The sequence below is a fragment of the Peribacillus psychrosaccharolyticus ATCC 23296 genome (assembly GCF_000305495.1).
Lineage (GTDB): Bacteria > Bacillota > Bacilli > Bacillales > DSM-1321 > Peribacillus > Peribacillus psychrosaccharolyticus.
The window spans coordinates 1-13,145 of record NZ_AJTN02000176.1 but is presented as its reverse complement, the minus strand read 5'-3'; the positions used below and the strand labels follow the sequence as shown (position 1 = coordinate 13,145).

Genomic DNA, 13,145 nt, shown 5'->3' with positions numbered 1-13,145 from the left:
AAAAATATGAAAAAGTATATGAAGGTCTTTCTTATTTCTATGGCAGTACTCGGACTGGTTGTCACGCAGGTTTTAGGGGTTTTAGGAAACAATGTTGAAGCCGCTCCTGCCAAACATAGCTCAACGAAACTCATCATTGATTTAAATGTTCCCCAGATAAAGGGGGAATTTAAGGATAACAAAATTGAACTCCATGCACTCCGTATCTATAAGGATGGGCATTTTGAGAAAGCAGTCAAAAAATTAGATTGGAGATCATCTAACCAGCGTGTCGCTTCTGTATCGAAGTCAGGAAAAGTGACTCTGTCTGGGCGCAGTGGTACAACCATTATTACGGTTAAGAATGGCTTCTTAACCGACAAAATTACAATCAGAAATTCAAAAAAAGGAGCCGTTATCACGCAAACAAAGGATAAAAAGGGGAAATACAATATTATTGAAAACGCTGTAGAAAAAATGACAGTGAAAGAAAAAATCGGACAGATGCTTATGCCTGACTTCCGAACTTGGAACGGACAGAATGTGACTCAAATGCTTCCTGAAATTAAACAGCTTGTTAAGGATTATCATCTTGGAGGAGTTATTTTATTCAGAGAAAATGTCGAGACAACTGAGCAGACTACTAAGCTTGTCCATGATTATCAAGAAGCCTCTGAAAAGTATGGGCTGTTAATGACGATTGATCAAGAAGGGGGCATTGTTACTCGACTTCAATCAGGAACCGATATGCCTGGCAATATGGCGCTTGGAGCTGCAAGGTCTGAAGAACTGACAAGAAAGGTGTCTTCAGCAATAGGTGAAGAATTACATGCGCTGGGTATTAATATGAATTTAGCACCGTCATTAGATGTGAACAATAATCCCGACAATCCTGTTATTGGGGTACGCTCATTTGGAGAAGATCCTGCGCTTGTTGCCAATATGGGAAAAGCCTATATTAAAGGGCTTCAAGATACGGGTATCGCAGCCACAGCTAAGCATTTCCCCGGTCATGGAGATACGGCAGTAGATTCTCACTTAGGACTGCCTGAGGTACCACATGATCTTGAACGCCTTAAGAAAGTTGAATTATATCCATTTCAGCAGGCTATGGATGCAGGCATTGATGCAATCATGACTGCTCATGTCACGTTCCCGAAAATTGATAATACCAAAGCGATTTCTAAACAAGATGGAACAGAAATTTCAATTCCTGCGACTCTTTCAGAAAAAGTGTTAACCGGCTTAATGAGAGAAGAAATGGGTTATCAAGGAGTCATTATTACAGATGCCATGAATATGCAAGCAATCAGCAGCCATTTCGGGCCAGTAGATGCAGCGATTCGTACGGTAAAAGCAGGAACGGACATTGTGTTAATGCCTGTCGGATTAAAAGATGCTGCAGAGGGACTCTACAGTGCAGTGAAAACTGGTGAAATCTCAGAAAAGCGCATTAACCAGTCGGTAAAAAGAATTTTAACACTTAAGGTAAACCGCGGAATTATTAAAGCTGAAGAAGAAAAGAGTATTACTGAAAAAGTGAAAAATGCCCAATCAGTTGTAGGCTCGGCAACACATAAACAAATAGAAAAAGAAGCAGCAGCAAAATCCATTACGTTAGTGAAAAATGAAGATGTACTGCCTTTAAAAGCAACTCAGAAAGAAAAGGTCGTTGTAATTGGCAGTACGTATCTTACTGAGCTAGAAACAGAGATAAAGAAATATCATGAAAATGTTCAAGTCATCTCCACTACAAAACCACTTTCTGAAGAACAATTAGCTGGGATTCAAGATGCGAAAACGATTATTTTAGGAACAATGACCTCAACTGTCAGCGGCCGGTCGCCAAATAGTGACCAGATGAAGCTTGCTAATCAGCTTACATCAAGCACCATTCCTGTGATCGGTATTGGAATCAGAAATCCATACGATGTTATGGCTTATCCAAATGTTGACGCTTACTTAGTACAATACGGCTTTAGAAGTGCTAGTTTTGAAGCATCAGCTGCAACTATTTTTGGCCAAAACAACCCAACAGGAAAACTACCAATTACTATCTATAACAGTGTTGGTGATGTTCTCTATGGGTTTGGACATGGTTTAAACTATTAGAGATGGAGGGGAAAAAGATGAAAAAATGGCTAGCTGGTATGATGACATTACTGCTCATCATGACTGTCTATTCATCGGCAACCGCCGATAAGAGTAAACACGATAAACAGCCCAAGTTCCGTTTAGGGGTTGATGTCCTTTTACAGGATAAAATAAAAACGTTGAAAAACAAACGTGTGGGGATTATTACAAATCCAACTGGTGTAAACCAGGAGTTAACAAGTATTGTGGATCTGATGTCGAGTCATAAGGAAATCAATGTAACAGCCCTATACGGACCTGAACATGGGGTAAGAGGAAGTGCACAGGCTGGACAATACGTTGACTTTTATACAGATCCTAAAACGGGGCTTCCAGTTTATAGTCTCTATGGAATAACGAAAAAGCCGACACCAGAAATGCTGGAAAACGTGGATGTACTCGTATTTGATATTCAAGATGTAGGAAGTCGATTCTACACGTATATTTATACAATGGCATTAGCTATGGAAGCAGCCAAAGAGAATAATAAAGAAATTATTGTGCTTGACCGGCCTAATCCGCTTGGCGGCCAGGAAGTAGAAGGCCCCGTACTGGAAGATAAATATTCTTCATTTGTTGGAGAATTTCCTATTCCCGTACGCCACGGGATGACAGTAGGGGAGCTTGCTTTACTCTTTAATAGAGAGTTTAACATCGGAGCTGATTTAACAGTGGTAAAAATGGAAGGCTGGAAACGATATCAGCATTATGATGAAACACCGCTAGAATGGGTCTTGCCATCTCCAAACATGCCGACACTTGAAACGGCATCTGTTTACCCAGGTGCAGCATTAATCGAAGGAACAAATTTATCGGAAGGCAGAGGAACAGCGAAGCCTTTTGAATTAATCGGCGCTCCATTTATTAATGGAGATGAACTAGCGGAGAACTTGAATAAGCTTGATCTTCCAGGTGTTCTGTTTAGATCAGCTTCTTTTACACCAAGCTTCTCTAAGCACGTAAATGTTCTTTCTCATGGAATTCAAATTCACGTAACGAATCGTAATGAGTACAAACCATTTGAAACAGGTCTCCATATTGTGAAAACCGTCCATGATATGTATCCAAATGACTTTGCCTTTAGAACTCCTGGTTCAAACGGAATATCATTTTTTGATAATCTGGTTGGAAATGGTTCGATCAGGCAAGGCATTGAACAAGGAAAAACAGTATCGCAAATGAAAGCAGAATGGAAGAATGGATTAAAAGACTTTATGGATGTTCGAAAAAAATATCTTCTGTATAAATAGTTATTGAAGTGAGCGCAAGGATTCAGCGCTCACTTTTTTTTATTTTTTTGCAGTAAAAAAATATTTTTTCAGGGAATTGATCAGTTGGAGACAACAAACTTTTTTTGGGAGACATAAAAGTAAAACAGTTGATAAATGAATGTTTGTGAAGGATTTCACGATATATAAAAGCAGTGTATGAATAGTTTAATATGGTTGAAATAGGAAAAAATACTCCGTGAAAAAACGCCATTTTAAAAATCGACGCGCTACTTATGACAATTTTGTGATATATTTAATAGTATAATATGTATTATTTAAACCAAGCTTATTTTTCGGGGAAGCTGCTAGTTACAGAACCCGTCATTTAAAAATATGTCCAATGTACCAAAGCGAGGGCATGTTCGGGCTCCTAACAGAAACTTTCTATCTATTAACTAAATTTAGGTTTGGGGATATGTTTGAATCCCAAATATGTAGTAATACATTTTAGGCTGTGGAGTCATAATAATGCTCTTTTTTTAAGCTCTTGCGGCTTTGAGAGTTATTATGTGAAATAGGGAACACACTAATTCCCGAATTAAAGCATTATGCTTATTGCAAAGGAGAATGGGATATGTCAGAATCAATCGCTCAAACAAATGAACAAGCAGCAGCATTGGCTTCAACACAAGAAAAACTGGATATTTTAGATCAACTTCTTAATCCAGAAGTTCAGGAGTCTTTGACGGCTCTAGTTGAACAACTTCCAAAATTAACGGAATTGGTAACTGTTATGACGAAGTCTTATGACTTTGTTCAAGCAATATCTACTGATGAAGTTCTTAAAAGCGATACTGTAGGAGCTATTACTGAAATTGCAGGACCTGTAGTAGGTTCATTGAAAAATGTTGCAGCAACTACACTGGAAGCAAAAGAACGCGCAGAAAATAGTACAGAATCAATCGGCCTTTTTGGTCTAATGAAAATGATCAAAGACCCACAAGCACAAAAAATGTTCCGTTTCATGAACGCTTTCCTACAAGTTAATGCTGAAAATAATAAACAAAAATAAGTTCTATTACATTTCTACAGTTAGGACGGAGGATACACTATGTCAAAGAAAATAGTCATCTTAGGAGCAGGTTATGGCGGATTGCTAGCAGCTTTAACCGTTCGTAAATATTTAACAGCTGATGAAGCAAAAGTTACCGTTGTAAACCAATACCCAACACACCAAATTATTACAGAATTACATCGTTTAGCAGCAGGAAGTATTGCTGAACAAGCAATCGCTATGCCATTAGAAAAACTTCTTCGCGGGAAAGATGTTAAACTTAAGATTGCTAAAGTTGAAACATTCTCAGCAGATACTAAAGAAGTAAAACTTAATGACGGCTCTACATTAACATATGATGCTCTTGTCGTTGCTCTTGGAAGCACAACAGCTTACTTCGGCATCCCTGGTCTTGAAGAAAATAGCTTAGTTTTAAAATCTGCTAAAGATGCGAACTTCATCAATCAACATATTGAAGAACGTATTGCAGCTTATGCAAAAACTAAGAATCCAGCTGATGCAGCTATCCTAATCGGCGGCGGAGGATTAACAGGAATCGAATTAGTTGGTGAAATCGCTGATAGAATGCCTGCACTTGCTAAACGTCATGGAATTAATCCAAGTGAAATTAAATTGATGCTTGTTGAAGCAGGTCCAAAGGTTATGCCAATGCTTCCTGATCATTTAATTGAACGTGCAACAACCAGCCTTGAAAAACGCGGAGTAACTTTCCTAACAGGTCTTCCTGTAACAGGCGTTGAAGGAAATGTAATCGACCTTAAAGACGGTCAAAAAATCGTTGCGAATACATTCGTATGGACAGGCGGCGTACAAGGAAATCCACTTGTAGGACAATCAGGTCTTGAAGTGAACCGTGGACGTGCAACAGTTAATGAATTCCTTCAATCAACATCACATAATGATGTTTTCATTGCTGGAGACAGTGCTGTATTCTTTGGCCCAGACGGCCGTCCATATCCGCCAACTGCACAAATCGCTTGGCAAATGGGTGAAAACGTAGGATACAACCTTTACGCATACCTTGAGGGCAAATCATTCGAGACATTCAGCCCAATTAACTCCGGTACACTTGCGAGCCTTGGACGTAAAGATGCCGTAGCATCAATTGGTGCGAGCGGAACATCACTTAAAGGACTTCCTGCAACATTGATGAAGGAAGCAAGTAATGTACGTTATTTAGCTCATATCAAAGCTCTTTACACATTAGTACATTAATCAATACTAATGATTGAAGCAGTCTATTCTCCTAGGAGGATAGACTGCTTTTTGTTTTGTCTATTAAGTGCCAAGGTAATATTTTATGAAGGCGTTTCTGCGCGGATGGGGGTTGTCCAGAATGAGTATCTAAAAGGGCGTAGGGCTGAATCTTTTGCTAAAAGGGCCGAATGATCGAGAGTTAGGGACGAATAAAATGCAGAAAGGGCCGAATGTTTGTCATTTAAGGCCGAATCAAAGAGGATTCAGTGGATCTAACACCAATCTGGCTGCTTCAAATGAAGGAATTTCCAAGAAAGTCTGTTTATCTAGACAGAAAAAGGGAAAGATACACTTTTTTAAGTGCCAAGATGTTATTTTATGAAGGAGTTTCTGCGCGGGGGCGGGGGTGTCCAGAATGAGTATCTAAGAGGGCGTCGGGCCGAATCTTTTGCTAAAAGGGCCGAATGATCGAGAGTAAGGGCCGAATAAAATGCAGAAAGGGCCGAATGTTTCCCACTTAAGGCCGAATCAAAGACGATATAGTGAATCTGATGCCAATCCCGGTGTATTAACTAGATGAATTACCAATATAAGCTCGTTTTCAAGGGGCTTTTATGAACAAAAAACGCTCTCCACATAAGATCAATGATCTTTTGGGAGAGCGTTTTTTTATTTGATTAATGGGCCGCCTAAATCTTTAATGGTACTGGCTACATTTGAAAATTGTTTGAAGTTTTCATTGAATTTTTGTGCTAGTTCGATGGCCTTAGCTTTATAGGCGTCTTTGTCTTCCCATGTTCGTGTAGGCTGGAGTACTTCGTCTGGAACGCCAGGCACGTGTAGTGGGATATCAAAGCCAAATACTTCGTCTTTGATGGTTTCGACATTGGTTAATTCCCCTTCAAGTGCTGCCTGCACCATGGCTCTTGTATAAGCAAGCTTCATTCGGCTGCCAACGCCGTACTCGCCGCCAGTCCAACCTGTATTGACGAGGAATACTTTTGCACTGTGCTCATCAATTTTTTCGCCTAGCATTTCTGCATAACGTACTGCAGGAAGCGGTAGGAATGGTGAGCCAAAGCAAGTGGAGAACGTTGCTTCAGGGGAGGTGATGCCTCTCTCCGTTCCAGCTAATTTACTTGTATAGCCGCTTAAAAAATGGAACATGGCTTGTTCTTTCGATAGTTTACTAATTGGAGGCAATACGCCTGACGCATCAGCAGTTAGGTAGATAATCGTTGTTGGGTGACCTGCAACACTTGGGTCAACGATATTATCAATTGATTGTATTTGGTAGGCAGCACGTGTGTTTTCAGTCAAGGCACTGCTGTCATAATCCGCGACGCGGGTATCTGGGTTAAGAACAACATTCTCAAGAACGGCACCAAAACGAATGGCGTCAAAGATTTGAGGTTCTTTTTCACGAGAAAGATTGATGCATTTTGCATAGCAGCCGCCTTCGATGTTGAATACGCCGTTTGAAGACCAGCCATGCTCATCATCACCAATTAATTTTCGGTTGGAGTCTGCAGATAATGTGGTCTTGCCAGTTCCTGATAAACCAAAGAATAAAGCGACGTCCCCTTCTCTGCCGACATTGGCTGAACAATGCATGGGAAGAATCCCTTTTTCAGGAAGAAGAAAGTTCATAACTGAAAAAATGGACTTTTTCATTTCTCCTGCGTATTCAGTACCGCCGATTAATACCGTCCTGCGTTCAAAGGAAATAATAATAAACGTTTCCGACTGTGTACCGTCTACGGCTGGATCGGCTTTAAAGTTTGGTGCTGAGATGACCGTAAATTCTGATAAATGATCTTGAAGGTCTTCTTCATTTGGGCGAATAAATAATTGATGGGCAAACAGATTATGCCAAGCATATTCGTTAATGATTTGAATGGGTAATTGATGCTGTTTATCTGCACCTGCAAAGCCTTTGAAAACAAATACTTCATCTTTTTGCTTTAAATACTGCAGGACTTTATCGTATAACTTTGCGAATACTTCACTAGAAATCGGTTGGTTAACAGTACCCCAATCAATCTTTTTATGAACAGCTTTTTCATCTACTATATATTTATCCTTAGGAGAACGTCCTGTATATTTTCCGGTTTCAGCTTTTACAGCTCCTGTTGACGTAAGCTGTCCTTCGTTGCGGCTTAAAACTTTTTCCACTAATTGAGGTACAGAAAGCTGCACATGTATGTTGTTACCGGATAATAATTGGTGTAACTCATTTGAGATATCAAGCGTATTCATATAGGAGATACCTTCCTTTATTTGAATTTATAATCAATTTATGAATAGTATAACACATTGATTTTAATAGTCTATACTATTTGTTTGGTTTCGTGTATTTCCTGAGAGGAATTGGTTTTTACTCGGCAAATTTAATGAAAGGGACTATAGGTTATATGAGCGTATTCCTCCATTTTTCCTCCGTACTATGACATAATGTGAGGATAGTGGTAAATAGAAGTTTTTTTTCTACTGAATATGAAATAAGTATTGACAGAATTTGTAGAATTACGTTATGATTTTAAATTGTACGGATTCTCTTATCCAGAGATGGTGGAGGGCCAGGCCCAATGAAACCCAGCAACCTGCTAGAATGTTTGATTTTGATAAAACAATAAATTGCTTTTATCAGCAATTGGTTATTTTCAAAATCATTTTAGTGTTGGTGCTAACCTGAGCAAGGTAAAAAAACCCTTGAACGATAAGAGTGAAAGGATCATTTCGAGACAACAAACCTTTCCTCAAAAACTAGGAAGGGTTTTTATGCGTTTAATCATTCATTTTTACAATGAATGACTCGCATCAACCTTTCTGCTTCTATTATATAATACCAACTGGGAATGAGTTTCGTCTAACAAAATGGGAAAAGATAATGTGAATGGCTGCCATTCCTTTTCTTAGCCTGAGAACATTTGAGGAGGCAAAAGAATGTCAAAGAAACGTCGTTTATTTACTTCTGAGTCTGTGACAGAAGGACATCCGGATAAAATTTGTGATCAGATTTCAGATTCAATTCTGGATGCTATCCTAGCTAAGGATGCAAATGCACGTGTTGCATGTGAAACATCTGTTACAACTGGTTTAGTATTAGTTGCTGGTGAAATTACTACTTCTACCTATGTAGATATTCCAAGAATCGTGCGCGATACAATTGCTGGTATTGGATACACACGCGCAAAATATGGTTTTGATGCTGAAACATGTGCTGTATTAAGTTCGATTGATGAACAGTCAGCTGATATTGCTGCTGGAGTCGATGAAGCTCTTGAATCTCGTGAAGGTCAAATGACTGATGATCAAATTGATGCAATCGGTGCTGGAGATCAGGGATTGATGTTTGGGTTTGCATGTAACGAAACAGAAGAACTTATGCCGTTGCCTATTTCATTGGCTCATAAGCTTTCTCGTCGTCTGACAGAAGTCCGTAAAAATGGAACGTTAGATTATCTTCGTCCAGATGGAAAAACTCAGGTAACAATTGAGTATGATGAAAATAACAAGCCGGTCCGTGTAGATACCATTGTTATTTCGACTCAACATAGTCCTGATGTTACATTGGAACAAATTCAACGCGATTTAAAAGAACATGTCATTAATGTGGTAGTACCTAGCGAGTTAATTGATGCTGAAACAAAATATTTCATCAATCCAACTGGCCGTTTCGTAATTGGAGGACCACAAGGTGACGCAGGTCTGACAGGACGGAAAATTATCGTTGATACCTATGGTGGATATGCTCGTCATGGCGGTGGCGCATTCTCTGGTAAAGATCCGACTAAAGTGGACCGTTCAGCTGCGTATGCTGCACGCTATGTAGCGAAGAACTTAGTGGCTGCAGGTCTGGCTGACAAAGTGGAAGTACAGCTTGCTTACGCAATCGGTGTAGCTAAACCGGTATCAATCGCTGTTGATACATTCGGTACTGGAAAAGTTGATGAAGATATTTTAGTGGACTTGGTCAGTGCGAACTTTGATCTTCGCCCTGCTGGAATTATTAAAATGCTCGATCTTCGTAAACCAATTTATAAACAAACTGCAGCGTATGGACATTTTGGCCGTACGGATGTAGATCTTCCTTGGGAGCGTACAGACAAGGCAGCTTCTTTAAAAGAACAAGCAAAAGCATAAACAAAAAAAGAAATCTTACCTAGGTAAGATTTCTTTTTTTGCATTATCCTGCTTTTCTGAATCAATACTATAACAATCAAGCTCCTAGTATGTAATGAATTCATATCTTATTCTAGTGGAGCAGTGTGTTTATAATATTGGCCCTTTTCGGCATATTCGTTTACAATGCGCTCCATATCACGTTTGTCCTCTTCCGTTAGCTCGCGGATGACTTTAGCTGGTCTTCCGAACGCTAATGTGTTGGGTGGAATCACTTTTCCTTGAGGGACCAAACTACCGGCTCCGATAAATGCACCCTCACCGATTTCAGCTTTATCAAGAATGATCGAGCCCATTCCGATAAGTGCACCTTTCCTAACTTTACAGCTATGAAGAATAACTTGATGTCCAATTGTCACTTCATCTTCAATAATCAGTGGATTATTAGGGCTTTGGTGTAAAATACTATTATCCTGAATATTAACCTTTTTTCCGATAATGGTTGGCGCAACATCTCCTCGAATGACGGAATTGAACCAAATGGTTGATTCAGCATCAATGGTAACATCGCCTGTTATAATCGTATTCTCAGCAAGATAAACGCTTTCAGCAATTTGCGGTATTTTGTTTTTATATGGGTACACTGGCATATTTAAAACAAATCCTTTCCGAAATCGACATTTTTTATGTATTATTTGTATTATAAAGGACGAAAACTTATTTGGAAAAAAATACACCTTGAAATTGATAGGGGGGACATCATATGTGGAAATGGGAGGCTGAAGGAAGCCCGAAAGCTGTAATTGTTATGGTACATGGAGCAATGGAACATCATGGCCGATATAAATGGTTGTCACAAATGTGGCGCTCTGCTGGATATCATGTCATTATGGGGGATCTTCCAGGCCAAGGAATGACAACGAGAGCCTATCGAGGACATATCAATTCATTTGAACAATACTTAATTGAGGTAAGAACCTGGATTGAAGAGGCATATGAATATGCGCTGCCAGTCTTCCTGCTGGGACACAGCATGGGGGGATTGATTGCGATCAGACTTCTACAAGAAGATGAACTAGACATAGCCGGCGTTATTCTTTCTTCGCCTTGCTTAGGACTCGTGACACAGCCGCCTAAGCTGATTGGTGCGGCTTCGGTAGGCTTAAATATCGCATTGCCTAAATTAAGAATTGATGCGGGTCTTAAACCGGAACTTGTTACGAGGAATCTAGAAATCCAGGAAGAAGACCTCAATGATTCACTATATGTTACGAAGGTATCCGTTCGCTGGTATCGTGAACTGCTGGGTGCAATTAAGGAAGCCTTTGAGGATATTCCAGAGTTTCAGGATATACCAATGCTATTAATGCAGGGCGGCGATGATAAGGTAGTTGACAAGCGCCCCGTCAGAGAATGGTTTAATTATAATCAATGCAGCGAAAAGCAATTTAAAGAATGGCCCGGACTTTATCATGAAATTTTTAATGAACCAGAAAGAAATGATGTATTCACATATGCGCTCAGTTTTGTCGAAACCCGCCTAAAGACGCTTGGATACGTAGTTCAATGAAAAAGAAGCTGCCGAGAGATTTCGGGAGCTTCTTTTTAATCTATATTTTTTCTATAGCGAGGATAAATGGTGGCTCATTCACTTGATTTATAAACTGGTATTGCAGGACATGTGCTCGATGCTGAGATAATGCTGCGGCATATTCGAGTAAATGGTCGCGTTCCTCAGCGCCCCCAGGATGACCATGATAAATAACGAGGACAATCATTCCGCCTGGTGCCATAATATCAAGGAGCTGTTCTACACTTGAAATAGTGGTTTCAAAATGCGTGACAATGGATTTGTCGCCGCCGGGAAGATAACCAAGATTAAAAATGGCAGCTTTTATTTGACCATGGTGTTTCTCGGGAATACGATAGGTCACTTGTTCATGTCCAGCGGTAAATAATGTGCATCGTTCGGTTACCTGATCGGTTGTCAGCTTTTTCTTCGTTTGATCGATCGCTGCTTGCTGAATGTCAAATCCATATACATGTCCTTCTTCACCGACCAAATCAGCAAGATAAACGGTATCAAAACCATTTCCGACTGTTCCATCAACGGCGATATCTCCATGGGTTAAAGAATCTTTCAATAAACGACTGGCAAATGGTAAGATCTTTTCTAGTTTCATTTAAGTGGAACCTCCGTTATGTAAAATTTCCCCTGATAGCTGTCACGCCTCTTTAATTCGGCATCGATGGCATTCAATACTTCCCACTTATTAACACTCCACATGGGACCAACCATTAATTCAATTGGGCCGTCACCTGTTATGCGGTGGATAATCATCTCAGGAGGAAGAATTTCGAGTTGATCACAAACAAGCGAGATATAGTCTTCAAAGGTAAGAAACTCAAGTAAGCCTTTTTCGTATTGTTTGACCATCGGTGTTCCTTTAAGAAGATGCAGTAAATGGATCTTGATTCCTTGAACATCGAGTTTGGCAACTTCACGTGCTGTGTCCATCATCATTTCATAAGATTCCTGCGGAAGGCCGTTAATAATATGAGAACAGACTCGTATGCCATGCTTTCGTAATTTTTCAACTCCTTCTTTGTAGCAGGCAAAGTCGTGCGCACGATTGATCATCCGAGCTGTTTTCTCATGCACGGTTTGTAGTCCAAGCTCCACAATAAGATATGTCCGTTCGTTAAGTTCCGCCAAATACTCAACCACATCATCAGGTAAACAATCTGGCCGAGTACCTATAGATAAACCGACGACATTTTCTTCCTGGAGAACGCCTTCGTATTTTTCCCGTAGTACTTCTACGGGTGCGTGTGTATTCGTAAACGCTTGGAAATAGGCCATGTATTTACCATCTTTCCATTTATGATGCATTTTTTCACTAATTTCTTTAAATTGGACATCCAACGGTTCGACTCTGCTGCCAGCAAAGTCACCTGATCCAGCGGCACTGCAGAATGTACATCCGCCGTGAGCGACGGTGCCGTCACGGTTGGGACAGTCAAAGCCCCCATCGAGAGCAACCTTAAACACTTTGTGACCGAATTCTTGACGTAAATGATAGTTCCAGGTGTGATAGCGTTTTTCGTCTGATGCATATTTGAACGGGTTAATCTGATGCAAATCAGCAACCTCCTTAAAAGGTGAATAATCGGTAGTTATTATTATACAACTTTTTAAACAGAAGAAGGGGGGCTTCTGGAATAAGAAAAAGTCAGCAATGTGAATGCTGACTGGCTGACGGGGTACTATTTTTTTGCAGTTTTGACTATATACCGGCTTCGGTTTACCCATCTTTGCTTTATAACCCGCATCATGAACATCACTTTTTTCTCACTGCTTCCCCACATCTCAACAACACAATCATAGGTACATCTCTTCTCAAGATGCTTTCATTATAATTAAT

At 40.0% G+C, this 13,145-nt stretch carries 10 protein-coding genes and 1 riboswitch; of the genes, 6 read left to right on the top strand and 4 right to left on the bottom strand.

Annotated features, from left to right (window positions below; genetic code table 11):
• The first annotated feature begins 6 nt into the window (after positions 1–6).
• From WYK_RS08920 to WYK_RS08905, 4 genes are all read left to right on the top strand, one after another.
• A complete protein-coding gene (locus tag WYK_RS08920) occupies positions 7–2,091 on the top strand; it encodes a glycoside hydrolase family 3 protein (RefSeq protein WP_081704827.1) in 2,085 nt (694 codons plus the stop codon).
• 17 nt (positions 2,092–2,108) lie between these two features.
• Positions 2,109–3,362: an exo-beta-N-acetylmuramidase NamZ family protein gene (locus WYK_RS08915; protein ID WP_040374171.1), complete on the top strand. Its 1,254-nt coding sequence runs from the start codon at positions 2,109–2,111 to the stop codon at positions 3,360–3,362.
• 595 nt (positions 3,363–3,957) lie between these two features.
• Positions 3,958–4,395 (top strand): helical membrane plugin domain-containing protein, encoded by a 438-nt coding sequence (locus tag WYK_RS08910; protein ID WP_040374170.1) that lies wholly within the window; start codon positions 3,958–3,960, stop codon positions 4,393–4,395.
• 39 nt (positions 4,396–4,434) lie between these two features.
• A complete protein-coding gene (locus WYK_RS08905) occupies positions 4,435–5,613 on the top strand; it encodes an NAD(P)/FAD-dependent oxidoreductase (protein WP_040374169.1) in 1,179 nt (392 codons plus the stop codon).
• Between the two features lie 651 nt (positions 5,614–6,264).
• Here the strand turns inward: WYK_RS08905 and pckA are convergent.
• Complete coding sequence (gene pckA, locus WYK_RS08900; RefSeq protein WP_040374168.1) at positions 6,265–7,854, bottom strand: phosphoenolpyruvate carboxykinase (ATP); 1,590 nt, start codon at positions 7,852–7,854, stop codon at positions 6,265–6,267.
• Between the two features lie 296 nt (positions 7,855–8,150).
• Positions 8,151–8,321: riboswitch (SAM riboswitch) on the top strand.
• Between the two features lie 220 nt (positions 8,322–8,541).
• On the opposite strand from pckA, the gene metK reads away from it, so the two are divergent.
• Positions 8,542–9,741: a methionine adenosyltransferase gene (gene metK / locus WYK_RS08895; protein WP_040374167.1), complete on the top strand. Its 1,200-nt coding sequence runs from the start codon at positions 8,542–8,544 to the stop codon at positions 9,739–9,741.
• A 107-nt stretch (positions 9,742–9,848) separates the two neighbouring features.
• On the opposite strand, the gene WYK_RS08890 is transcribed toward metK, so the two are convergent.
• Positions 9,849–10,370 carry a gamma carbonic anhydrase gene (locus WYK_RS08890; RefSeq protein WP_040374166.1) on the bottom strand — a complete coding sequence of 174 codons (522 nt, stop codon included), beginning with the start codon at positions 10,368–10,370 and terminating at the stop codon, positions 9,849–9,851.
• A 113-nt stretch (positions 10,371–10,483) separates the two neighbouring features.
• Between WYK_RS08890 and WYK_RS08885 the strand changes: the two genes are divergently transcribed.
• A complete protein-coding gene (locus WYK_RS08885; RefSeq protein WP_040374165.1) occupies positions 10,484–11,290 on the top strand; it encodes an alpha/beta hydrolase in 807 nt (268 codons plus the stop codon).
• Positions 11,291–11,330: 40 nt separating this feature from the next.
• On the opposite strand, the gene mnmM is transcribed toward WYK_RS08885, so the two are convergent.
• On the bottom strand, positions 11,331–11,903 hold the full coding sequence (gene mnmM / locus WYK_RS08880) for a tRNA 5-(aminomethyl)-2-thiouridylate-methyltransferase MnmM (protein WP_040374164.1): 573 nt from the start codon (positions 11,901–11,903) through the stop codon (positions 11,331–11,333).
• Entirely contained in the window at positions 11,900–12,862 is a 963-nt protein-coding gene (mnmL, locus tag WYK_RS08875; RefSeq protein WP_040374163.1) for a tRNA modification radical SAM protein MnmL/YtqA, read from the bottom strand. The genes mnmM and mnmL overlap by 4 nt, the downstream gene beginning before the upstream one ends.
• Between the last annotated feature and the right edge of the window lie 283 nt (positions 12,863–13,145).

Coding starts and splice junctions, on each gene's coding strand:
- pckA (WP_040374168.1), bottom strand. CDS start 7,854: ATGAATACGCTTGATATCTCAAATGAGTTACACCAATTATTATCCGGT.
- WYK_RS08885 (WP_040374165.1), top strand. CDS start 10,484: ATGTGGAAATGGGAGGCTGAAGGAAGCCCGAAAGCTGTAATTGTTATG.
- WYK_RS08910 (WP_040374170.1), top strand. CDS start 3,958: ATGTCAGAATCAATCGCTCAAACAAATGAACAAGCAGCAGCATTGGCT.
- mnmM (WP_040374164.1), bottom strand. CDS start 11,903: ATGAAACTAGAAAAGATCTTACCATTTGCCAGTCGTTTATTGAAAGAT.
- WYK_RS08920 (WP_081704827.1), top strand. CDS start 7: ATGAAAAAGTATATGAAGGTCTTTCTTATTTCTATGGCAGTACTCGGA.
- metK (WP_040374167.1), top strand. CDS start 8,542: ATGTCAAAGAAACGTCGTTTATTTACTTCTGAGTCTGTGACAGAAGGA.
- WYK_RS08890 (WP_040374166.1), bottom strand. CDS start 10,370: ATGCCAGTGTACCCATATAAAAACAAAATACCGCAAATTGCTGAAAGC.
- WYK_RS08905 (WP_040374169.1), top strand. CDS start 4,435: ATGTCAAAGAAAATAGTCATCTTAGGAGCAGGTTATGGCGGATTGCTA.
- WYK_RS08915 (WP_040374171.1), top strand. CDS start 2,109: ATGAAAAAATGGCTAGCTGGTATGATGACATTACTGCTCATCATGACT.